Source organism: Chryseolinea sp. T2, assembly GCF_037203685.1.
Taxonomy (GTDB): domain Bacteria; phylum Bacteroidota; class Bacteroidia; order Cytophagales; family Cyclobacteriaceae; genus Chryseolinea.
In genome coordinates this window covers 157,556-181,552 of the sequence record NZ_JBBCAU010000001.1, presented here as the reverse complement: position 1 = coordinate 181,552, position 23,997 = coordinate 157,556, and the positions used below count along the sequence as shown (strand labels likewise).

Sequence of the window (23,997 nt, the reverse complement as noted above, 5' to 3'; positions counted from 1 at the left end):
CCGGCTACTCACTTCTAAGCCCCGAAACGGGATTAGCACTCGCCACCCGGAAGGTTTGTAGCAGTAGGATTAAAATCGTCACAGACAATATCGACGCCGCAGTTACAGGAATAATCCACCACGGAACAGCTATTCGATATGGAAACCTGTATAAGTAGCTGTCCATTGTTAACCAGGCAAGGGGAGAAGCAACCAATAACGCCAGCAGCGCGGCCCGCACAAAGTAATTCGATAGCATTATCAATACGGATCTTAAAGTCGCACCAAGTATTTTTCTGATAGCAATTTCCTTCTTCCGTTGTTCAGCTGTGTACGCGGCCAAACCAACTATACCAAGGCACGTTAAAAAAACTGCCAGTGATGCAAACACTCGTGCAAGTGAACCAACCGCATTGATGTTTTTGTAATTGTATTTCCAGCTATCGCTTAAAATCCACCATTCTGGATGATTCAGTGGATCCAACTTCCTGAACACTTCTTCCACAACCTTGATTGATCCCATGGTATTGTCTTGGGAAGCGAGACGAATAGTGAGATGATTGCTGCCATCGCCAAGCATGCCGATGTAGCAAGGCCTTATCTGGTCAAAGGGCGAGCCCTTGACGATGTCCTGAAAGATACCGATGATGGTAAGGTCGCCGTCTTTAGTTTTGATACGCTCTCCGATGGGATCACGAAATCCCATTATCCTGGCTGCAGTCTCGTTAATAAGCACCGACGCTGTATCCGACTTCAGCAACGGTAGGAAGTCACGACCAGCAATGAGCTTCAGGCGCATGGTCGACACAAAATCAGCATCAGTAGAGACGCGACTGAACAGGACCTTTCCGGTTGTCTTCTTGTTATCCCAATCCACGTAATCGGTAAAGTAATCGACCTCTACACCTTCATTCGATTTGGTTACATTCTCAACAACGCCGGTTTTTAACAACTCATCCTTAATGACATTGTACCTTTCTTCCATCTGATCATTCACGGCGAACACAATCAGATTATTCTGATCATATCCAAGATTCCTTTTCAAACCATGTTCGATCTGTTGATAAATCACCAGTACGCCAATGACCAGAAAAATAGCAACTCCGAATTGTAACGTGACGAGCACCTTTCTGGGCAAAGACGTTTTAACACCTGAACTCTTTACGCCACGAAGCACATCAATGGGTTTCTGCATCGAGAAAAAGAATGCCGGATAGAATCCAGAAAGAAAAGCCGTTATAGCAAATACTGACAACACAATAAACCAAAATTCCCATGTGCCTAAGTCCAGGGCCACGCGTGCCCCAACTAACGTGTTGTACCAGGGAAGGGCAAGCTCAAAGGCAACAAGCGCGATCACCAGGGCAATCAATGTTGAAATCATTGACTCAGTCATAAATTGACGGACAAGCTGTGCCCGAACCGAACCAATTGCTTTGCGTATACCTACTTCGCGTGCACGTCGCTCCGATCGGGCCGTGGAGAGATTGATATAATTAATACAGGCGATCAAAAGGACAATCACCGCGATTCCAGAGAACAGTTTTACATACCATATCCTTCCGCCTGCCTCTACGCCATTCTCAAATTCGTTGTATAAATGCTGGCGATCGAGGGGATACAAAAAAGGAGTCGGATGAGTACCATCATCAAAGTGACGCGTGATCATTCCTCTCATGTGTTCACTTACCTCCATGGCACGCGAAGGATCACGAAGGCGCATATACATAGTAGGATAAAACGAATCCCATTTGTCATTATCCTCCGTCAGCCATTTTTGATCATACGATGTCGGTACCAACGCCATGAACCAAAAACTCGAATTGTGAGGAACGTCTTTGAAAATCCCCGTAACTTTTAATTCCGCCACGTTGTCGTAAACAATGAACTGACCAATGGGATCGACATCACCGAAAAATTCACGAGCGGTGGATTCGTTGATCATGATCGAGTATGGGTCGTCAAGTGAATTGAATTCACCTTTAACAAGCGGAATGTTGAACATCTCAAGAAACTCGTGCGACACAGCAAGCACCTCTTTATATGCCTTTTTGTCTTTGTACCTCAGGCTATGGCCATAGCAATTCGATGTGAAGCAAACGTCCTTAATGCGGGAGTCGGAATTTTGAAGCTCGGAATAGAGCGGCAATGGGCTGTTACTCTCGGTACTGATCGAACCATCGTGATCGAAATTGATCTTCACCTGATAGATCTCTCTATAGTTCGCAATAAAATGATTATAGGAATATTCATACTGGACCCAGGCAAGAATCAACAAGGTTGTCGTAATGCCGATAGAAAGTCCAGCAATGTTAATAGCTGCGAAAAGATTATCGCGCCGCATTGAACGAAACGCAACTTTAACGTTGTGAAAAATCATTGCATGCATATTTGGAATTTGTTTCGAAGAAATTCCTGGTCGACTCCGACTATTTACCCTTTGCACCAAAGTGATCAAAAGCAGCCTTCGCGATACTTGCAATTACTTCTTCTGCCTCCGGAATCTCCTCGTGAGTGTTAGTAATATATACAGCAATCGCCAGATGTTCACCGTTTGGAAGTTCAATGATTCCCACATCGTTCACCGCTGATACCCTTCTATCTTTAGTGATGTTTCCAGTGCCGGTGCGATTTGCGACAACGGTGCCATCGGGCAACATGCCCCGCAGTCGCTTCGGACCCGTTTTTGTAATCACCATTAAGTTCCATAATTCCTTTCGGCTTTTCTCAGATAGTATATCTGAAGTATAAAACTTCGACAACAAGTGTACCATCACCTGAGGCGTTGTCCAGTTTTGATATTGAAGCTGATCGTTGCCATGCATCTCACGTTCAGTGTTTCGTATGGCCATGTCTTTGATACCCTTGCTGTTCATCAGCAGATCAACACGCTTCGGACCACCCACCAATTTGAACAGAATATCACAAGCTACATTGTCGCTCCATTCAATCATATACTTCAATACCTCACCAACAGTAAGATTGATGTTGCCGTCAGGATGTTCTTTCATCAAAGGGCTGTGCGTCTGAAAATATTCATCTTTCGATATGAACACCTTCTGATCTAGACTCAACTTACCGTTGTCGACATCAGTCATCACCTGAAGGGCAAGCTGAAACTTGTAGGTGCTCTGCATAGGGAACGGGTGTGCACCGTGATAAGAAAGCGTGTCACCACGTTCAATCAGACGCATGGCGACACCAACATCTCCGGAAATTGATTCTGCGATATCGCCGATCTGGTTGCGCAGGGATTTTTGTGCGGTCGCATTAAGACCGATGAAGAGTACGATGCACAGAAGACTTAATCTTATTGACATAGCGCTGCTTGTTGTTGGCGCGCCGAAAGATTTAAAGCGCCAGCATTAACAGCGTCAATTTAAATGAATAATAGCACAAATTGCAGCACGGCAAGGGGCTGGCACTTTGGAAATGTACTATCCTTCGAACAAGAGAGAGGTGAGGCAACCTTCTATTTCTGGCGATGCTCGTCAACGATCTTGTAATAGATTTCTTCAATCTTATCAAGAGCTTCGTCAGTGTCGAATCTTCTGGCGTTATTAAGGCCGGCCTCAATGGCCGCGGCCCGCTCTGTTTCATTGAAACTTACGATTCGCTCAACAAGCAATCCGGCATCTTTCGCCCACTCCAGATTCTTGCCATTGTTCGGGCGTCGTGGAATGTAAAATCCTGCATCACCAGCAACTTCAGTCATGGGGGCCTCGTCGGTGGTGACCACCAGACAGCCAGACGCCATCGCTTCAGCTACGGGCCATCCAAATCCTTCGGCCTTTGAAGGGAAAAGGAATACGGTTGCTCCTGAGTAAGCCTTGTTAACAAGTTGATTGTTGGCGTTTGAAATAAAATGGATGTCATCCTTGTAAGGGGAGGCTTCATACGTCTCCCGCACTGCTGTTGAAGGTTTGAGTCCTATAAGCAACAGAGGAAGTCGGATGGAGGAAATTCTTCTCCAGGCATTGTAAATTTCTATTACTCCAATTCGGTTCTTATACCACTGGTTTCCACCAACGTGCAACAGGTATCCGCCCGACAGGTCTAGCCCAAACTGTTTGCTCAGCGTGGCGCGTGATTCTTGTGAATCATAACGCTCAAAGCGTGTATACAATCCGTTGTAAACAAGTTCGCAAATACGCGGAGGCGAGGGCAGGAATTTTAAAAGATTCCGTCGTGTGCATTCGGATCCTGAAATGAAGTTCACTCCGGACGAATAGCCGTTTCGGATCATCTTTTGATATTGCCTTCCGCTCCACTTGATTTTCTGTTCTTCTATCTGCCCAAGTGCCGCTTGCTGGGCCATAAAGTCGTGACAGTGGATCACATGTGGCAAATTCGAAGCAAGGGGAACCCAGGGACCGAGCGAGTTGTCGGTAAACACAAAAAGAGTGTTGTCAGGAAGCAACTTCATCTCCTTTTTTACTTCCGCGGGGAATATCAAATACTGGTCAATATAGCCAAGCCATTTTTTGAGCTTTTCCGGCGAGGGTAATGAATGAAATATTGGCTTTGGCGTAAGCGTCATAACCCGGTGGCCACGCTTCCTCATTCCTTCCAACAGCATTCCATGAAATCGTGGCATGCTAACGTGTCCAACAAAATCGGGGTGGGCCAGGAACACTATGTTCAAGACTGGTCGTTGAATAATCATAGACGCAGTGCTACTTGCCTGATTTCCTAGTTTTTCAGCAATCATTGCTTTTACGGGGGTTGCTCACTTTTAAAACCTAACACTATGCGGCGTCGCCAAACCTGGAATTCCTGGTGCAGCCTTGCCACAATTATCGGTGGTGCTTAACACGGGGCGCATAAAACGCACCTGTTAAAGCATTCCTTCAAATTGTTGATCTCTATTATCTTCTACTTGGTAACCGGGGTTTTTACAACAAATTCATTCCCATTTTGAAAATGGAGAATAAGTTGAAAATCAGTACATTACAGATGCAATTGTCACATTAAACCATGTGGGTGGGGGCGTCAGTGACTATATAAAAATAGTACAAAACAGGCGCGGTCGCAAACGATCTCGATCATTGAGTCCAGAGACTTTAAGCACCCATTTTTCTATTTTTGCACGCAAATGGAGAAAAAGCCCTTTAAATCAGGTTTTGTAAGCATCGTGGGTCGGCCCAATGTCGGGAAGTCAACCCTTATGAATCGCCTTATGGGGGAGAAGCTCTCTATTATAACACCCAAAGCCCAGACGACCCGGCACCGTATCATGGGAATCCTCACCGGCGAAGATTACCAGATCGTCTATTCAGACACCCCCGGCATCCTTGAACCAAAGTACTCACTTCACGAAGCGATGATGAGCTACGTGAAAGTATCGTTGGATGATGCCGACCTCATTCTGCTCGTGGTCACTCCCGATGAGAAATTTGACGAGGAACTATACAAACGCTTCGTTCATCACCATACACCGGTCTTGTTAATCATCAACAAAATTGATTCGGTGAAAGCAGCTGTTGTCGACGAGCGGGTTCAGTATTGGCGTGAGAAATTGCCGAACCTGAAAGAGGTACTATGCGTGTCGGCAGTGAAAGGGACCAATACCGACACCGTTATGCCTAAGCTGATCGAAATGATCCCTGAGCATCCTCCATACTTTCCGGAGGATGAATACACGGATCGTACCGAACGCTTCTTCGCTTCTGAAATTCTACGCGAGAAGATCTTTCTTAACTATGAAGAAGAAGTGCCGTATAGCACCGAGGTTGCAATCGAATCTTTTAAGGAGGCTGAAGATATCATTCGCATAAGCGCCACAATATACATTGAGCGGGATTCACAGAAGGGTATCATCATTGGGAAGGGCGGCTCCGCCATTAAAAAGGTTGGAATGGACGCGCGTAAAGACATGGAATCCTTTTTCAGGAAGAAGGTCTTCCTCGAAACACACGTAAAAGTTGCCGATAACTGGAGAAAACAGTCTGCCCGCCTAAGGCAGTTCGGCTATACCGAATAATAAAGAAATGGCCAACATTGTAGCAATTGTAGGAAGACCCAACGTGGGTAAATCAACGTTCTTTAATCGCCTCACGGAAAAGCGTGAAGCGATCATGGACAACATGCCTGGCGTAACACGCGACAGACACTATGGGTATGCCGAATGGTGTGGCAAATACTTTACGGTTATCGATACAGGTGGTTATGTAACAGGATCAGAAGACAAATTCGAATCTCAGATACGAAAGCAGGTAAAACTTGCCATCGACGAAGCATCTGCCGTGATCTTTATGGTTGACACGAAAGATGGTCTTACCGGATTTGATAAAGAATTTGCAAACGTATTACGCACAAGCAAGAAGCCAATCTTCGTAGCAGCCAACAAGTCAGATACACCGGAGAAGAGTATGATGGCTGCCGAGTTCTATGAGTTGAGCCTTGGCGAGATTTATCCGATATCAGCGGAGAACGGAGGTGGCACGGGTGAGCTTCTTGATGAACTCATAAAAACGTTCCCCACAGATGGCGTTGAAGATCCGGATGCCGGCATCCCAAAGATCGCTATCCTCGGGCGGCCTAACGTTGGAAAGTCATCACTTCTGAATGCGTTGCTGGGTACTGAGCGTACCATCGTAACGGACGAAGCAGGTACTACTCGCGATGCCATTCATTCTCACTATAACTTATACGGCAAGAACTTTATTCTTATCGATACCGCTGGTGTCAGAAAGAAGTCGAAAGTTAAAGAAGACATAGAATTTTATTCGGTACTCCGTTCCCTTCGTGCGCTTGAGGAAAGCGACGTCTGCATTGTAGTGGTTGACGCAGAACGCGGCATCGAAGCTCAGGAAGTAAACCTGATAAACCTGGCAAACCGTCAGGGTAAGGGTATGCTGATCATGGTTAACAAGTGGGACCTTATCCCAAAGGATACCAAGACAGCCGACAAGTATAAGAAAGAGATCATGGAGAAGCTGGCGCCGATAGATTACCTGCCCATCATCTTTGCTTCCGCTCTTGAAAAGCAACGTATCTTCCAGGTAGTAGAGAAGGCTGTGGAAGTCTTTAACAACAAGACTAAGAAGATTCCAACGGCCAAGCTAAACGACACAATCTTACCGGAAATCGAACGTCAGCCGCCACCGTCGATGAAAGGCAAACTGATCAACATAAAATACATTACCCAGGTAAATGCGCGATTTCCATCGTTTGTTTTCTTCTGTAATTTGCCACAGTACATTCAACCATCTTACGAACGATTTTTGGAAAACAAACTGCGTCACTATTTCGATTTCGAAGGCGTTCCACTTCGATTAATCTTTCGTAAAAAATAATTTTCTTACACCGCAATAATTGGCGTGCGGATTAATACTTATATTTGCGGTGAATTTTTTAAATCCTGTAAACTATGAAAAAATTGATCGCACTCGTAGCTGTAGCTGGTTTTGCTTTTGCTTTCGCAGCATGTGGCAAGAAGGCTGAAACTGCAGAAACAAACGTTGATTCTGCTGCTCAAGTGACTGAAGAAGTTGTTGCTGTTGATTCAGCTGCTTCTGACTCTGTTGCTGCTGATACAACAGCTGCTCACTAAGTCGAACAGAACTTCGAAACAAACGAAGGCTTTAGGAAACTAAAGCCTTTTTTTTTGATGTTACCACACGAATGCCATGGCAGGCTAACAACCCATGGACTTAACACCTCGCTAAGGAATGACATCAGAACGCGTTACAAGCATCCTGCAATCGCATGTTCCAGCCCCTGCGTTGGGCTACTGCGTCGAACTGTGGAAAGCAAGTCCCTTCGAACTGAAGATTACACGCGCGCGTCAAACCAAAGTCGGAGACTTTACCAGCCGGAATACAAAGGCTCATCCCCGAATCACACTCAACAATGATCTGAATCCTTACCTTTTCCTAATGACGTATGTGCATGAGGTTGCGCACCTGCGTGTCTACATTACCCACGGCTCACGGGTCGATCCTCACGGCCTTCAATGGCGCACTACTTTTACCGACCTGATGATCCCGTTGTTATGGGAGGAGATCTTCCCCGAAACTCTGCTTCACGAATTGCGTCGTCATATGATCAATCCCAAGGCAAGTTCGTATGCCGACCCACAGCTAACTGAAGTGTTTAGAAGGTTTGATAAGAATCCGGCTGTCACCCTTGATAAGGTACCGGAAGGAAGCATTTTCAAACTTCAGGGTCGATGGTTTAAGAAGGGAAAACTTCGGCGTACACGTGTGCTTTGTCGCGAGCTGCAATCAAAACGTGACTACCTGGTACCAGTGGATGCCGTGGTTACCGATGTTCAGTTAAGTCTTCTCTGAATTAGCGTGCTCACCAGGTCACAGAAATTCTGAGGGCGTAGCGTACGCCACTGATCGATCTGCAGCGTTCCACCCATATTGATGTATTGATCAATGTGATATTTCCTGAACTCATCCTGAACGAACTGCGGAAAAGAAACAGCGGCAATCCATCCATCGCCAACCTCTTCAAACCATTCTTCATAGTATGAATCGTCTGAACCATGATAGTTCAGAATATTCTCGCCAATAAGGATGAACTTGTTGAGATCCTCGGCCATCATCACCTCAAGGATGTTTCTTTTAAGTGTCATGATGTCGTTGTTGATTGCGTCATTCCATTCGCCAATGAATTCGATCACCGCGAAACCTGTATGGTAGTCGGCATAAAGGATCTTCATGTATAGCGTCTCCGAACCAAAGCCGTCCCAGGCAGGATCGATGTAGTAGCCATAAATGGTCTCGGAGTATACGTCGTGATTATATTGCTTTCCGAAGAACGGAGAGCGATCGTCTGCTGAGGAATCGTAGTACTTTAACCAGTTATAATACGGTTCAATGTTGTGCATGCTTCCAGGCGTCGATGGCCTTTCTCACAGAACCGTGTTGCTTGAGTAGTTCCTCCGCTGTTGAGGTCGGGATACCCGTCTCTTCTACGATCATGCGCACTCCCCGCTCTACAAGCTTGTAGTTGGTGAGCTGCATGTCGACCATTTTGTTCCCCACTACGTGTCCTAATTTGATCATGACCGTGGTAGAGATCATGTTCAATACAAGCTTTTGTGCTGTGCCGGCCTTCATCCGCGTACTGCCAGTCACAAATTCCGGGCCCACTACCACTTCGACAGGAAACTCTACCTCGCGTGCCAATGCTGAACCAGCATTACATACAATGCAGCCAGTGGCGATACCGTTGACCCGTGCAGTCCTGACACCGCCAATCACGTATGGAGTTCGTCCGGATGCAGCGATGCCGATCAGTACGTCGTTCGAATTGATCTGATATTCCTGAAGGTCAAGCCACGCCTGCTTTTCGTCGTCCTCTGCAAACTCTGCAGCCTTTCGAATCGCCTTGTCACCACCAGCCATGATTCCCACTACCCGTCCGTGCGGTACCCCGTACGTTGGAGGAATTTCAGAAGCATCAACTATTCCCAATCGACCGCTGGTGCCGGCACCGATATAAAAGAGGCGACCACCCGTGGCCATCCGTGAAACGATAGCGTTTACAAGCGGCTCAATACGATCAATGCACCTGGCGATGGTAAGCGGTACAGACTGATCTTCACGATTAATATTGTGAAGCAGCTCCTGAACGCTCATGCGTTCGAGGTTCTGATAGTTCGAGCTGGACTCTGTGGTGCTCAATTGATGTCCTTTTTATGATAGAGCGTGAGACCGGCAATCGGTCCCTCAAGTATGTTCTTTACCGTAATACCTTTATCATTCGCTACCTGGCGAAGTACATCGCTGAAGTAAAATGAAATGGATCCTGTGAAGTGAACCTTCAGATTCTTGTAGTTATCATACTTCATCACATTGTTCTCGTAGAACTCTGCGAAGCTGTTATAGATCAACTGATAGCAATAAGGTTCTTTCAAATGTTGAAAGATGAACTTTGTGAAACTTGCCAGAAAGGCGCTCGGCCGTTCCTGCTGATAAACTTTTTCAAGGAACTCTTCTCTCGAAAGGGGATAGCGTTCGCGGAACTGATTGCGCAGGTTTTCAGGCATCACTTCCCGCAGATAGTCAACCAGAAACTTCCGACCAATGTTGGCACCGGATCCTTCATCGGCCAGTATCCAGCCCAGGTTAGCAACATTGCCAGTGATCTTGCTACCATCGTACAGACATGAGTTTGAACCTGTACCCATAATGCAGGCAATGCCAGGTTCATGTCCGCACAGCGCACGCGCCGCTGCCAGAAGGTCCCAGCCAATCTCTATGTGCGCTCCAGGAAAGAATTCCAGAAATGCACTCTTGATCGTTAACTGGTTCTTTACAGAAGATACCCCTGCACCATAGAAGAAGATTTTGTTCACCTCTTCATTGATCTTGGGCAAGAGCAACTCTTGCACTGACTTTTTAAGATCGTCGATTGGTTGGTAATAAGGATTAAAGCCGGGTGCATTGGCCTGGTTCACCGCACCGCTGTTATCGATTAGTCTCCAATCTGTTTTGGAGCCCCCACTGTCGGCAATAAGGATCATGTTTGAATGAACGAAATTCTAGTGAAGATATGGTCACACTTCAAGCCGCAAAGCTAAAAGAAAAACCGTTAAAGCATACGTTCGAAATGATTCGTTTTTAGGTCTTTTTAAGGCGGCCGATAGCCTTAAACTTATCAAACACATTGGCATTGTGCGGAGCGTCCTTCAATTCGTCCGTCAAATCCTGTCCGGCCCAATGTTCATAGTGTTTGCCATCTCGCCAAAGGCGTGAACGCGTGACGTCATATATTATGCCATCGAGTGCGACCCAAATCTCAGGCTTGTCTTGCCCGTTGCGTAAAGCAAGATGTGCGCGTGTGTACTCTGGCAATTCACCACTCATACCCTTCCTGCCATCACAATGCTATAATCCTTCACAATGGTGTTCAGGAAATCAACAGCACCCAGATCCGATTGAATACCCAGGCGGGACTTGATTTTATCCGTCAACGCCAGAACGGGCTCATCGTTATCGTGCTGACGCATTACCTCAAGCGCACGATGAATTATTTCAATATCGCGGTCGCTGAGATCTGCAACCTGTGCAAAAGTTGGTGTGTGTGTTTCTTCCGGTGTGATGAAAATGTCACTACCCGAGATCTCCTGTTGTAAACCGCCCTTAACTACGGAAGTGTTGGCAACCATATCGCCAACACGTTGGCCTCGTCCTCCCATTGCAATGCATACAACGGCGATCACGCCTGACATTATATAAAAATCCACAAGGGCAAATATCCAACGGAGGAGGTAGCTGCCGACCGTTGCCGGCGTACCGTCCAGCTTAATCACCTGAATGTTCATCACACGTTTTCCAGGTGTTTGTCCATTCATAGTGATCTCAAACGCCAAACTATAGAACAACCAGGGAATGCCAAGGAGAATAATCCATACCCAAATATTGTTGACGTCAGCCTGTACAAAGAAGGCAAACAAAGCGACAGTATATAGGATCAGAATAACGCGGTCAATCAAATAAGCAAGTATGCGATCGCCAATACTAGCAAGCGCATAATCTATATATACATTTTGGGTCGTGCGTACTCGTATGGTTTGCATCCACCTCGGATTTTATGCAAATTTCAAATTAAAGCAATTAAGAATGAATTTCCCCCGATCGCTTGTTGCTTCAACCGGCGGTTTGCTCATTGCCGGCACAGGTGGCAAACAATCCTGTTTCTCGGGTGGGCGATGGCGGAGAGGCGCCAAAGAATTCGCCCGGAAATTCGTTTTGGCCGACACGATGGACTTTACCGTCATCAATTTAACCGAATATATCAGTAAGCCGCTGACCGACGAATCTGTACTTTCAGCATCAACGGCTAAAAGCCAATTCGATTCGGCAATTGGAAAGCTCTCATTAACCTGCGACGCTAAAAACGGTCAATGGAGCCAAAAAGACCTTGAAAACTGCGATTCGTTCGTCACGGAGGCACGTCTTAACAGGCGATCATTGAAGGAGATTTACTGCCAGTTTTGCGAAGTCCCGAAACATCGGCCAAACACACTGAAAAGCGTGAGGCGGTTCGCCGAAAACGGAGTGGTAGAAAGGGACGACGTTGGTATAATGGTGGATATTTATCGTAGCTCAACTCCCATGCGGTCAGCACAAACTGTTAATATGATCTGTTCCGAACACATATTCGGGGTGGCGCTTGTCAGTCTCGCCGGGTCAGCGAAAAGGAACAGCAGGGGAGGACGGTGATCGTTATGAAAGAGACAACATTTGTAAAACAGAACAAGGCCCGTTGGGAGGAGTTTGAAAAGGTTGTGAACAGGAAACAGGTTGGAACGCCTGATCGTCTCGCGGAATTGTTCATTCAGGTTACCGATGATCTTTCATATGCTCGAACGCAGTACCCCGAGAGCCGTACAACAAAATACCTTAATACCCTTGCCGGAAAAGTCAGGCTGGAGATCTACAAAAACAAGAAAGAGAATAACCGTCGATTCGTAACCTTCTGGACCGAGGAGGTTCCCGATGTTATGTTCGCCGCCCGCAAAGTGTTGGTGTATGCATTCATCATCTTTTTTGTAACGGTGGCAATAGGCGGCGTATCGGCATATTACGACGACACTTTCGTGCGATTAATTTTGGGCGATGCCTATGTAAACATGACACTCGAAAACATCAGGAAAGGAAACCCTACTGATGTCTATTCGGGCGAATCGCCCTTGATGATGTTCGTGATGATCGCGTGGAATAATATCTTTGTGTCTTTCAGAGTGTTTGTTTACGGACTCTTCGCATCGATCGGAACTGGAATTTACCTGGGTTATAACGGCGTTATGGTAGGTGCCTTCACTACCTTTTTCGGCAAAGAGCAACAATTCTCCCAGGCATTTCCCGTCATCATGTTGCACGGAACCATTGAACTTACTTCAATTGTAATCGCTGGTGCCGCTGGTTTTCGCATGGGTAACAGCCTTCTGTTCCCTGGTACTTACTCGAGACTTGTATCGTTTCGAAAAGGTGCGATGGACGGCCTCAAGATTGTGATGGGGCTGGTTCCGTTTTTCATCCTTGCAGCATTTATTGAGTCCTTTATAACACGTTATGCATTTATGCACTGGGCACTGAAAACTCTGATTATCGGAGCTTCAGCATTTTTGATGACCTTCTATTTCATTTTTTATCCTATTCGACGCCATGCAAAACTTTCAACCGATCGAGTATCACCTGACGCGTGACTTTAGTCGCAAGATGAACGCGACTTTCGAGTTCATCAAACAGAATTGGAAGTCACTGGGAAAGGCATCACTTATGATCGCCGGACCTCCCGTACTCATAGCAAGCCTTATCATGGGTTCGTTCTTCGGCGACATCTTCACGCTCGGAACAATGGAGAGCAATCCGGAAAGATCAATCGAGCTATTCAGCTCTCCGACGTTCTGGCTGCAATTTATCCTCGCCATGATCCTTGTCTTGTTAAGCAGCGTAATGTCGATAGCCACCATCAATAACTACATACTGCTCTACGAGGAACTTAAAACAAATGACATACCTGCAGCTCTCGTATGGGAGCGTGTTCGAAAAACGATTTGGACTTATCTGGGTACAACCATTTACTTCTTTTTCACCTTCGCGATTTTCTGTTTTGTCCTCATGATGATAATCATTCCCTTTGCAACCGGTTCACCGGTTGTAGCGGTCCTGGGCGTATGGCTATTCATGTTTCTTCTTTTTTATCTCATCGTCAGTGTGTCGCTTACTTTCTTCGTCAGGGCCTACGAAGGCCTCGGCTTTTTTGACGCACTTGGGCGATCCTTCAAACTTGTGAGAGGAAAGTGGTGGAGTACGTTCGGGTTGATCTTCATATTGTATTTCATCATGATGATCATCTCCTACATACCCATATTCCCGCTGTATATCATCATGGGAGTAACGGCGATGCACAATATATCGACCGATCCTACCGCCAACCCATTTGAAAGTGAAAGCCTGTCGACCGTGACTATGGCGCTAATGGCTATTTACTATATGGTTCAGCTTCTTCTCTCAGCGCTGCCCAACATTGGTATAGCATTCCAGTACTTCAACCTGGTTGAAATGAAGGAAGCAAAGGGACTCATGTCGAGTATTGATTCATTTGGAGAATCAACGGCCCCCACACCTACCGACGAAACATACTAACCCGAGCGGCATGCGTCTCCTTACGCTGATGATGGTTTTGCTTTCCTGCAGCGCTTTTGCGCAAACTCAGGACTCTGTTCTGATGCAGGACTCTATCATTATTGCGCAAGACTCGGGTTCTGTGATTCAGGACTCTACCATTATTTCGGCCTTCACGTATAAATCGGCCAGCAACGCTCCCGCAGATACGACGGCCGTTGATGCAAGGATCTTTGATGCGCAGAAATTGAGGGAGCTGAAGGATAACCCCGACCTGCAATATGGAGTCGAAGCAACAGTAGGTGAGTCGTTATGGCAACGCTTCCTTCGGTGGCTTGTTGAATTAATTGAAATGCTGTTTAGTACAGCAACGGAAACCAATTGGGGCAGATTCCTCCTCTACGCATTGCTTCTCGTTGCAGTGGTCGTGATCGTCTTGATGATCCTTAAAGTGAACGCCTTCCAGGTTTTCTACGGTGATTCAGCATCGCAGATTTCACATCGGACACTTGAGGAGAATATTCACGAAATGGACTTCGATAAGCTCATCCAGGAAGCGCTCGCACAACAGGACTACCGACTGGGCGTGAGGTTGCTGTTCCTGTATGCGTTAAAGATGCTATCAGATAAGAATCATATTCATTGGGAGCAGGGCAAGACGAATGCCGACTATGTTAATGAACTCACGACTGAAAATATTAAAAAAGGTTTCAGTGATCTGAACTATTATTTCGAATACGCCTGGTATGGACATTTCCAGGTGACGGATAGCGTGTATGCACGCGTGAAACAAACCTTTGACGAATGGCGTCGCAGCCTGTAAAATGACACGCGATTGGAAATACATATTGTATATCTCCCTGGCAATCGGGGCCTTTGTCCTCCTCAGGCTTATGAGCCCGAAGCAATACAACTGGACAGTTACGTTTTCACCTGACGATAAAAATCCTTTTGGTGGATATGCTTTTAACGAACTACTGCAGTCGCATACAGGCCCCATTAGGCATTCGTACAAAACATTGTATGAACTCAGAGACTCGGTGAAAGCCGGATCCTCTCTCCTGATAATTGCGGAAGCCTTCAGCCCCGGCGATGAAGATGCTATCGCTCTCCTTGACCACGTTTATAAAGGAGGAGCTGCATTCATATCGACCAAACACTTGGGAGGAAAATTTGCCGATACCCTGAAGTTAAATCTTCGAAGCGGAGACATTTTCACGGGCAGTGACTCAAGCAGTTTACATATAGTATCAGCGCAGCTTGATACTTTAACAACGTATCATTTCCAGAAAGGAGCAATTGAGAATCAGGTCTACAACTTCGACACCACGCGAACGTTGGTCGTGGCCGTAAATGAAGAACACCGCCCCGTCACCATTCGAATGAAATGGGGCAAGGGTGATCTCCTCATAAACTCCACGCCATTGATGTTCACAAATATGTGCTTGCTTGCGGGAGATAATAACAAGTTGGTTTCAACACAGCTCTCTTACCTCCCCGGGAATGAGCTGACATGGACTGAATTCTATCAACTTGGGCGCAGAGAAGTGTCTACACCATTGCGTTTCATATTACAGAACGAACCGCTCGCATGGGCTTACTACATATCCATTCTATGCCTTCTGGGCTTCATGCTGTTTGAGATAAAGCGAAGGCAGCGCATCATTCCCGTCATACGCCCGCTTGCAAATACAACTCTGGAGTTTGTTGCAACGATAGGTGACTTGTATTATCAGAACGGCGATCACAAGAATATCGCCGGGAAGAAGGTAACATTCTTTCTCGAATACGTCCGGACAAAGTATTCACTCAGCACCAATCAGCTCGATGAAGCTTTCGCTGCCGCGTTGGCAAAGAAGTCAGGACGTGATGAGAAAAGTATCACAGCTTTGCTTTGGGTGATTAATGAAGTCAAGGCCAGACCCGTCATGACATCGCATCACCTGATTGAGCTGAACTCAAAGCTGGAAGCATTTTATAACAATAGCTAAACAAACAACAACAGTGGAAGAAAGTATTTTCCGGAATCGCGTCGACCTTAGCATAGTTAATGAGCGAATAAATACTATCCGTGCCGAGGTGGCGAAAGTCATCGTTGGTCAGCACGATATGGTCGATCTCCTCATCACTGCCATGCTGGCAGACGGACACGTATTGATCGAAGGCGTTCCGGGTGTAGCCAAGACGTTGACGGCAAAATTATTGTCACGGGTTGTTTCCGTAAAGTTCAACCGAATCCAGTTCACTCCGGATCTGATGCCCTCAGACGTGCTTGGCACTTCGGTGTTCAATATGAAGCAATCTGAATTTCAGTTTAAGGCCGGTCCGATATTTTCAAACATCGTGCTTATCGATGAGATCAACCGCGCTCCTGCTAAAACTCAATCCGCGTTGTTTGAAGCGATGGAAGAAAGACAGGTCACCATCGATGGCACCACGTATCAGCTGGACGCGCCATACATAGTTGTGGCTACTCAGAATCCCGTCGAGCACGAAGGCACGTATCGCCTTCCGGAAGCTCAACTCGATCGCTTCCTGTTCAAGATAGTCGTTCACTATCCAACGCTGGAACAAGAAGTCGAGATCGTGGCGGGACATCACCAGCGAAAAGGTGTAAAGCCTACACATGAAGTTAATCCAGTGCTCACAGCCGCCGACATTGTAGCATACAGGGCCATCGTTCAGGAAATTCATGTCGAGCCAAATCTGTTAAGGTACGTAGCTCAGCTCGTGCACGAGACTCGCTCAAGTTCGGCGTTGTTCCTTGGCGCATCGCCACGGGCATCCATTGCTTTGCTCAACGCAGCAAAAGCATATGCCTGCATCCATGGTCGCGACTTTGTAACACCGGAAGATATCAAAACCATAGCGCTGCCTGTGCTGAGGCACCGTGTTGCTCTTACACCCGATAAAGAAATGGAGGGAGTCACTACAGATGATGTAGTGAAGCAGATCATCGATAAGATTGAAGTTCCGCGTTAACCTACTGTTTTAGTCTGGCGCCAATCAGATGTATGAACGTAAATTGAGCATGTATCACTTTAGCAACGATATCCAATGAAACTGATCAGGACTTTATACCTGAGCAAGCGGCTGTTTCAAATGGCTGGCGTTGTGGTCTTTGTGTTCATTGTGACCTTTGTGCTTGATTTGCCTGTTCTCATTCCAAAAATACTATTCATTGCATGGCTGGCAGTTGCTCTTACTGATCTGATTCTTCTGTATCGGACCCGCGTCGGACTTCGGGGAAGCAGACGGGTGCCTGAACGATTGTCCAATGGCGACGATAACGATATAAGAATTGCGCTTGATAATTTTTATCCTTTCAAAGCTGCTCTTGAGATCATTGACGAAGTGCCTCATCAGTTTCAGCGACGCGACCTGTCATTTAATCTCTCAATCAACTCAGGTGATTCGAAGGTTCTTGTTTATAGTCTGAGGCCAGTCAAAAGAGGAGAGTACTCATTTGGCTCCGTCAATGTATTTGTAGAATCCCCCATCAGCTTTTTCAAAAGGCGCTTCAGGTTTTCTGAAGATGTCGTCGTGCCGGTGTACCCTTCGTTCATTCAAATGCGGAAGTATGAACTTATGGCCATTTCAAACCGGCTAACGGAGGTTGGCATTAAGCGCATTCGCCGCATCGGTCAGAATATGGAATTCGAGCTGATCAAGGAGTACGTAAGCGGTGATGATTTTAGAACCGTTAACTGGAGGGCTACTGCAAGGAAGAATTCACTAATGGTAAATCACTACCAGGACGAACGGTCTCAGCAGGTATATAGCCTTATTGATAAGGGCCGCGTTATGGAGATGCCATTCAATGGACTAAGCCTGCTGGACTACGCAATCAATGCAAGTCTCGTAATCTCGAACATCGCCATCAAAAAGTCGGACAAGGCAGGGTTGATAACTTTCCAGCACAAGGTGAATGCCACGGTTCCCGCAGGCAAGCAAAGCCGGCAAATGGCAACAATATTGGAAGTGCTGTACAATCAAAAGACAGCATACAAGGAAACGGACTATGCTTCGCTGTTCTCTCATATTCGCAGAAAGATCACTCAGCGCAGCCTGTTATTGCTGTTCACCAACTTTGAATCGCTCTACAGCCTGCAACGTCAATTGCCTTATTTGAAGCGTCTCGCGGATCAGCATCTTTTGGTTGTGATCTTTTTTGAGAATACTGAATTGGAGGAAGTGATCCGGTCGTCAGCCGAAAGTGTGCAGCAAATATATCATAAGGCGATTGCAGAGAAGCTGAGCACTGATAAGAAAATGATCGTAAAAGAACTTACTCGTCACGGTATACAAGCAGTGCTCACACCACCTGAGCTACTTACGGTAAATACGATCAACAAATATCTCGAGCTAAAGGCAAGGGGAATGATTTGATCCATCGAAAACGCATAGTGAAATGGAACACGCAGGGGAAATGAAATACCGGATGGAGGCAAATGTACTAATGACTATTGACAGGAGAGCTTTGAGAAGAGTTTGCAAACAGTGCAGATCTTTACTGCGCGTGTTTTCTTTAACATTGTGCCTGATTGCTTTGGCCACAATACTTAAAGCTCAATCAAAACAGTCCTCGGCAACCTCGGGTAATACTTCTCATGAGGGATACCTCACGAATGCAGTGTGGACGAAATTAAAACCCGGACACGGTGGAATGTTGACGTCTGCAAGGGGCAGAGTTGCTTCGCTGCCGGATGTTTCCTCTGTGCACGCTCTTGTTCCCGGTGCGAATCGTCCATCTGGCCGTCGGGGTCCCATGAGTCAGACCATTGATATCACCCTATATCATTTATTGACACTCGAAACAGGTCGATCAATTGAAAATGCTATTCAATCATTGTTAGCAACCGGATACTTCGAAGTAGTAGAGCCAATCCCTGCCAACAGGCCATTGCTGACTCCTGATGATCCATCGTTTGCCGCTCAATCGTATCTCAATGTCATCAAGGCAACAGAAGCATGGGACCTGGTGCAAAACGAAGAGCAATTAATTATTGGCATTATTGATACTGGTGGTGATCTCAGCCATCCCGAACTCGCAGGTAAACTTTACATTGATCCACTTGAACCTGTAGATGGTGTCGACAATGATGGTGACGGATACATAGACAACAATCGCGGCTGGGACTTTTCGGGTGACATTGCAGCACAGGTTGGTTCACCAGGTTTCGTTGGAGATAATAATCCATCAGTGCCCAAAGCAGGGCTGTTTGGACACGGTACCATGGTGGCAGGTTGTGCTGCGGCAGCAACTAACAACGGAGTGGGTATTGCTTCTGTCGGAAAAGGTGCGAGAGTGCTTTTCACGAAACACTATTCCGACGATCAGGACGCGAATGCCTCGAGCTATTCATCAAATACCTATCTGGGAGTACTTTACGCGGCAACACACGGAGCGCGAATCATTAACTGTTCCTGGGGAAGCTACAACCCAAGCACTATTGCACAAGATATTATTAATTATGTAACGCTCGACCTCGGATGCCTTGTGATTGCAGCTGCAGGCAACAGCAACGTGGAAGCGCCGATTTATCCGGCATCGTACGATAACGTACTATCAGTGGGTTCCACTACCGTTAATGACGAACGCACCTTTTTTTCCAACTATGGGCGTACTCTGGATCTCGTCGCTCCAGGGGAAGATATCTATACAACACAGTACAAAGACACGTACGTATATGAGTCGGGAACTTCACTGTCTGCGCCAATCGTCTCAGGCGCCGCTGCCTTAGTTTGGTCTCAACATATGGACTATACGCCGCATCAGGTGGCAGAGCAGCTGCGTGTTTCATCCGATGCATCGATCTATGCGTCCAATCCCAATTACTTTCACAAGCTGGGTCACGGCCGCCTCGACGTTTTGGCTGCCCTAACCAGGCACAGCCCTTCCGTTCGGATCAGCAATCAGAAATTTGTCGATGTAAATAACCAGACACCAGCGCCGGGAGAAACTGCGCTACTATACATGGACTTTACAAACTACCTGGAATCCACAAGTCCGTCATTAACTGCAACGATCACAACGTCATCACCCTATGCAAACATTCTGCAGGGTAGCTTCACAGTTGGGACCTTAACCACTGGAGCTACACGTAGAAATAACAGTGCGCCATTTCGTATCGAATTATTGCCGGGTTTGCCAATGGATGAAGTGGTGGAGATCCTGGTAACAATAACCGACGATAACTATGAGGACCATGAGCTTCTGAATTTTTCAATCCCATCTTATTTGGAGATCCGTGAAAACAACATCATTACCTCGCTTTCTCCTAACGGCAGAATTGGTTACGGCGATGCAGGAACGCAAAGCAATGGCGTAGGCTTCTTATACAATGAGGAGCGGTTGTTGTTTGAGATGGGACTTATCGTTGGAACTTCAGCCACTGACCTTCAAAGTAACGTGCGGGGTATCGGCGGCGGATATGATGATGATTTCGCGCAGCACAGTTCCATGAAGAAGGATACACCTGGAAAACGTTCCTATTCTGAAATTTCGGGAAGTGTGACAAGCGACGACCTTCTCATTAAATATCAAAGTCTTGTTTGGAGCGAGCAGCCCGATCGGAACTTTATCATTTTGGAATACAAGGTAACGAACCAAACGAACGCTGCAATGCAAGACCTGTATTTCGGGCTGTTTGCTGACTGGGATATTGCTGATCAGGGGGCGCATGATCGTGCCGGCTGGGATGCAGATTCACGTTTAGGCTATGTGTTTCCTGTCACTGGCCTGCAATTACCACGCGCTGGCATCCAGGTATTGACAGGTCAGCCACAATACCGTGCCCTCGACAATGATCCAACTCTGCCAGGGAATCCATTTGGTCTTTACGATGGATTCACCGACGACGAAAAATTTACATCTGTATCCACAGGTGTGTCTAGAGCAGATGCCGGTTCAGCAGCAAATGGAGGAGATGTTAGTCATACCGTTGGCTCCGGACCGTATTCAATTGCACAGGGCGAAACAATTACAATTGCTTTTGCCCTGCATGCTGCCATGACACAGGACGAATTAATTGAGTCAGCCGGACGTGCCGATACTGTCTATAATCTGATGTTAAAGGCTCCGGTCCCGACCATCGATATCACGAAGGCATGTGAAGGTTCCCCTGCTCTGTTAAAACCTGAAGGCGCGGGCAATTACTTACTATATAAGGACCTTATCGGCGGCCAACCAATAGCGGAAGGAACAACACTTACAATTGGCCCCATTTCCCGCGACACAATCTTCTACATCGCAAATGGCGATCATAAGTATGAGAGTCTTCGCGTACCGGCAACGGTGGAGGTCGTAACTCCTCCCACAATAACAGCTCTTGGTGAAACAGCCTTTTGTGAAGGAGGAAGTGTTGTACTTGATGCAGGCGAGGGCGATGACTATGACTGGAGTTCAGGCGAATCCTCAAAGACAATTACCGTTAGCACGCCCGGAAGTTACACAGTGCAGGTCAAGCGGGAAGGATTCTTTTGCGCTTCAACTAATAGCCAGACCGTTAACACATATGAATTGCCTGACGCTTCGTTCACGACAAATCCCGATGCACCTGTCGCCGGAGAAGTGACGACATTTACGGCCCTTGAGACAAATGCTACATCATGGGCGTGGAAAGTAAAAGACGGCGGCACCGGACAAGGAAAAGAATTCAGCTATACTTTTCCTGATGAGGGATCGTATACAGTGGGTCTGACAGTAACGAATGAAAATCAATGTGTGAGCCAGTCTGAAGTCGAGGTCGGTCTCATCACGGGCATTGAAAGCACTCTGTCAGGCATTTCGATCTATCCGAATCCTGTCGTCGACGATCGCTTGCTAATTGCTATGCCTTCAGGAGCAGACGTAACGTTTGAGATCCTGGATATTGCCGGACACAAATTGATCTCCATGCAAGCCGAAGGTCAGGGCAAGCCTTCCACACAAGAGCACTTGCCGGACAACATCTCAACAGTGAACACATCGTGGCTTCGCAACGGTCAGTATATGCTACGGATCAGCAGTGGGACAACAGTGTCGACCCATAGGTTCGTGGTATTCAGGTAACGCTTGCAAGGAACAGCGTGAGAGTGTGTTTTCGTCGCTCTCACAATGTTCCTCACTCTGGCCATGCGTGGGTTCAGATCTCTTTTTCAGAACTAAACAGCGTGTCTGGCTGACGTCAAATGTTTTGCTTCTTCATTTCATTTACCGCATACTCACATGCGCGTGCAGTGAGCGCCATGTATGTGAGTGATGGATTGACGCAGTTGGATGAAACCATCGCCGATCCATCGGTAATGAAAACGTTTTTGACTTCGTGCATCTGGTTAAACGAATTTAACACCGATGTTTTCCTGTCCCTTCCCATTCGGGCCGTGCCCATTTCGTGATTTGCGTTTCCTGGGAAAGACATGTCACGATAGGTACGAACGTTTTTATAACCAAGGTCCTCGAGCATCTCGCCCATCGCGCTCTCCATGTCGATGCTCATCGCCTTCTCATTTTCCTTGAACTCTGCATCTACAGTTACCGTATTGCGGCCCCATTTGTCCTTTTTGTCAGTATTCAGCGTGACACGGTTATCTGCATAAGGTAGACATTCACCAAAACCGCCCATGCCGATACCCCACGGCCCTGGTGTTTGAACAGCCTCCTTCAAATCAGCGCCTATAGTATCCGTTGTAACATGACTGTTCCAACCCGCACGCGATGCACCACCCTGGTATCCGAAACCTCTCACGTAATCTTTGCGCTTTTCTGATAGGTTGCGGAAACGCGGCAGATAGAGACCATTTGGCCTTCGTCCGAAGTAGTACTCACCTTCAAACCCCTCAACAGTAGCATTCGCTCCCGCCTGTTTGTGATGATCCATGAGATTGCGACCCACCTGGTCACTGTCGTTGCCAAGACCATTCGGAAATCTTGACGACCGCGAATTCAGCAGCAGGAACGCCGTTGACACTGTCGACGCATTGAGAAAAATAAGCTTTGAATAAAAGCGCATCACTTCGTTAGATTCGGCATCAACGATCTCTACGCCCGTGGCACGCTTTTGTGCTTCATCGTACAACACCTCATTTACAAGCGAATGTGTTCTAAGTGTGAGGTTGCCGGTAGCAAAAGCCGCAGGCAGTGTACTGGCATTTGTGCTGAAGTATCCACCATACGGACAACCACGATGACACAAATTCCTGCTCTGACAAATGCCCCGACCCTCAACCGGTGCTGTCAGGTTGGCAGAGCGCCCAATCGTAACCCTGCGATCCGGAAATTTCGACTCGAGACGCTTCTTAAAGTCACGCTCCACACAGTTCATGTCCATCGGAGGCTGGAACACGCTATCGGGGAGATGGGGAATATTTTCCGCCTGCCCGCTTACACCAATAAACTTCTCGACATAGGCGTACCATGGCTCTATATCTTTATATCGGATGGGCCAATCCACACCGTGGCCATCCCTTGCATTGGCTTCAAAATCAAGGTCACTCCAGCGATAGCATTGTCGTGCCCATAGTAAAGACCTCCCGCCGACCACGTCGCCCCTGATCCAATCGAATCGCTTGGCTTCTGTATAAGGGTTCTCGAGGTCATTAATATAGAAGTGCTTATTGTCCTCGCGGATGCTATAGTGCCTGGTTTGAATCCAGCATTTTTCGCGTTCCTCAGGAGTCAGGCGCCCTCTATGGGGGAAATCCCAGGGATCAAGTGTGGAGGTAGGATAATTGGGATGCTGCATCGGCGCCCCACGCTCAAGCATGAGCACCTTCAATCCTCGTTCGCACAATTCTTTTGCGGCCCAACCGCCGCTGATTCCCGAACCCACCACGATGGCATCGTAGGTGTTTTCAGCTGTTGCCCTGATATTAAGATTCATATATAACTGTGTGAAATCTACCAACGCCCCAATCCGCAACTAATTTCTTACCATTTGGAAGA

21 protein-coding genes are annotated in these 23,997 nt (G+C 47.0%); 12 read left to right on the top strand and 9 right to left on the bottom strand.

Features of this window, described 5'->3' with window-relative positions:
- Positions 1-4: 4 nt before the first annotated feature.
- The 3 genes from WBG78_RS00765 to WBG78_RS00755 form a co-directional block, all read right to left on the bottom strand.
- A complete protein-coding gene (locus tag WBG78_RS00765; RefSeq protein ID WP_337324449.1) occupies positions 5-2,359 on the bottom strand; it encodes an ABC transporter permease in 2,355 nt (784 codons plus the stop codon).
- A gap of 49 nt (positions 2,360-2,408) precedes the next feature.
- Entirely contained in the window at positions 2,409-3,299 is an 891-nt protein-coding gene (gene bla, locus WBG78_RS00760; protein ID WP_337324448.1) for a class A beta-lactamase, read from the bottom strand.
- 152 nt (positions 3,300-3,451) lie between these two features.
- On the bottom strand, positions 3,452-4,615 hold the full coding sequence (locus WBG78_RS00755) for a glycosyltransferase (RefSeq protein ID WP_337325274.1): 1,164 nt from the start codon (positions 4,613-4,615) through the stop codon (positions 3,452-3,454).
- Between the two features lie 459 nt (positions 4,616-5,074).
- On the opposite strand from WBG78_RS00755, the gene era reads away from it, so the two are divergent.
- The 4 genes from era (at position 5,075) to WBG78_RS00735 (ending at position 8,273) form a co-directional block, all read left to right on the top strand.
- Positions 5,075-5,962 (top strand): GTPase Era, encoded by an 888-nt coding sequence (gene era / locus WBG78_RS00750; RefSeq protein WP_337324447.1) that lies wholly within the window; start codon positions 5,075-5,077, stop codon positions 5,960-5,962.
- Positions 5,963-5,969: 7 nt separating this feature from the next.
- Complete coding sequence (gene der / locus WBG78_RS00745) at positions 5,970-7,277, top strand: ribosome biogenesis GTPase Der (protein WP_337324446.1); 1,308 nt, start codon at positions 5,970-5,972, stop codon at positions 7,275-7,277.
- A gap of 74 nt (positions 7,278-7,351) precedes the next feature.
- The gene (locus WBG78_RS00740; RefSeq protein ID WP_337324445.1) at positions 7,352-7,534 is read left to right on the top strand and encodes a hypothetical protein; all 183 of its coding nucleotides are present in this window, start codon (positions 7,352-7,354) and stop codon (positions 7,532-7,534) included.
- Between the two features lie 118 nt (positions 7,535-7,652).
- Complete coding sequence (locus WBG78_RS00735) at positions 7,653-8,273, top strand: transcription elongation protein SprT (RefSeq protein ID WP_337324444.1); 621 nt, start codon at positions 7,653-7,655, stop codon at positions 8,271-8,273.
- On the opposite strand, the gene WBG78_RS00730 is transcribed toward WBG78_RS00735, so the two are convergent.
- The 5 genes from WBG78_RS00730 to WBG78_RS00710 all read right to left on the bottom strand — a co-directional run bounded on the left by WBG78_RS00730 (position 8,255) and on the right by WBG78_RS00710 (position 11,518).
- A complete protein-coding gene (locus WBG78_RS00730; RefSeq protein WP_337324443.1) occupies positions 8,255-8,821 on the bottom strand; it encodes a hypothetical protein in 567 nt (188 codons plus the stop codon). The genes WBG78_RS00735 and WBG78_RS00730 overlap by 19 nt on opposite strands.
- Positions 8,808-9,620, bottom strand: coding sequence for an N-acetylmuramic acid 6-phosphate etherase (gene murQ / locus WBG78_RS00725; protein ID WP_337324442.1), 813 nt, complete (start codon positions 9,618-9,620; stop codon positions 8,808-8,810). The genes WBG78_RS00730 and murQ overlap by 14 nt, the downstream gene beginning before the upstream one ends.
- Complete coding sequence (locus WBG78_RS00720) at positions 9,617-10,462, bottom strand: N-acetylglucosamine kinase (RefSeq protein WP_337324441.1); 846 nt, start codon at positions 10,460-10,462, stop codon at positions 9,617-9,619. The genes murQ and WBG78_RS00720 overlap by 4 nt, the downstream gene beginning before the upstream one ends.
- Before the next feature lie 97 nt (positions 10,463-10,559).
- Positions 10,560-10,805: a cytochrome b5 domain-containing protein gene (locus WBG78_RS00715; RefSeq protein ID WP_337324440.1), complete on the bottom strand. Its 246-nt coding sequence runs from the start codon at positions 10,803-10,805 to the stop codon at positions 10,560-10,562.
- Complete coding sequence (locus WBG78_RS00710; RefSeq protein ID WP_337324439.1) at positions 10,802-11,518, bottom strand: RDD family protein; 717 nt, start codon at positions 11,516-11,518, stop codon at positions 10,802-10,804. Before WBG78_RS00710 ends, WBG78_RS00715 begins: the two co-directional genes overlap by 4 nt.
- 43 nt (positions 11,519-11,561) lie before the next feature.
- On the opposite strand from WBG78_RS00710, the gene WBG78_RS00705 reads away from it, so the two are divergent.
- From WBG78_RS00705 to WBG78_RS00670, 8 genes are all read left to right on the top strand, one after another.
- Entirely contained in the window at positions 11,562-12,164 is a 603-nt protein-coding gene (locus WBG78_RS00705) for a hypothetical protein (RefSeq protein ID WP_337324438.1), read from the top strand.
- Positions 12,165-12,169: 5 nt separating this feature from the next.
- Entirely contained in the window at positions 12,170-13,150 is a 981-nt protein-coding gene (locus tag WBG78_RS00700; protein ID WP_337324437.1) for a stage II sporulation protein M, read from the top strand.
- Entirely contained in the window at positions 13,110-14,093 is a 984-nt protein-coding gene (locus WBG78_RS00695) for a hypothetical protein (RefSeq protein WP_337324436.1), read from the top strand. The genes WBG78_RS00700 and WBG78_RS00695 overlap by 41 nt, the downstream gene beginning before the upstream one ends.
- A gap of 10 nt (positions 14,094-14,103) precedes the next feature.
- Complete coding sequence (locus tag WBG78_RS00690; RefSeq protein WP_337324435.1) at positions 14,104-14,895, top strand: hypothetical protein; 792 nt, start codon at positions 14,104-14,106, stop codon at positions 14,893-14,895.
- A 70-nt stretch (positions 14,896-14,965) separates the two neighbouring features.
- Positions 14,966-16,063 (top strand): DUF4350 domain-containing protein, encoded by a 1,098-nt coding sequence (locus WBG78_RS00685; protein WP_337324434.1) that lies wholly within the window; start codon positions 14,966-14,968, stop codon positions 16,061-16,063.
- Positions 16,064-16,076: 13 nt separating this feature from the next.
- Positions 16,077-17,054, top strand: coding sequence for an AAA family ATPase (locus tag WBG78_RS00680; protein WP_337324433.1), 978 nt, complete (start codon positions 16,077-16,079; stop codon positions 17,052-17,054).
- Between the two features lie 75 nt (positions 17,055-17,129).
- On the top strand, positions 17,130-18,461 hold the full coding sequence (locus tag WBG78_RS00675; protein WP_337324432.1) for a DUF58 domain-containing protein: 1,332 nt from the start codon (positions 17,130-17,132) through the stop codon (positions 18,459-18,461).
- Positions 18,462-18,738: 277 nt separating this feature from the next.
- Positions 18,739-22,125, top strand: a complete 3,387-nt coding sequence (locus WBG78_RS00670) for a S8 family serine peptidase (RefSeq protein WP_337324431.1) — start codon at positions 18,739-18,741, stop codon at positions 22,123-22,125.
- Positions 22,126-22,240: 115 nt separating this feature from the next.
- Here the strand turns inward: WBG78_RS00670 and WBG78_RS00665 are convergent, their stop codons facing one another.
- Positions 22,241-23,935 (bottom strand): GMC family oxidoreductase, encoded by a 1,695-nt coding sequence (locus WBG78_RS00665; protein WP_337324430.1) that lies wholly within the window; start codon positions 23,933-23,935, stop codon positions 22,241-22,243.
- Positions 23,936-23,997 lie beyond the last annotated feature (62 nt).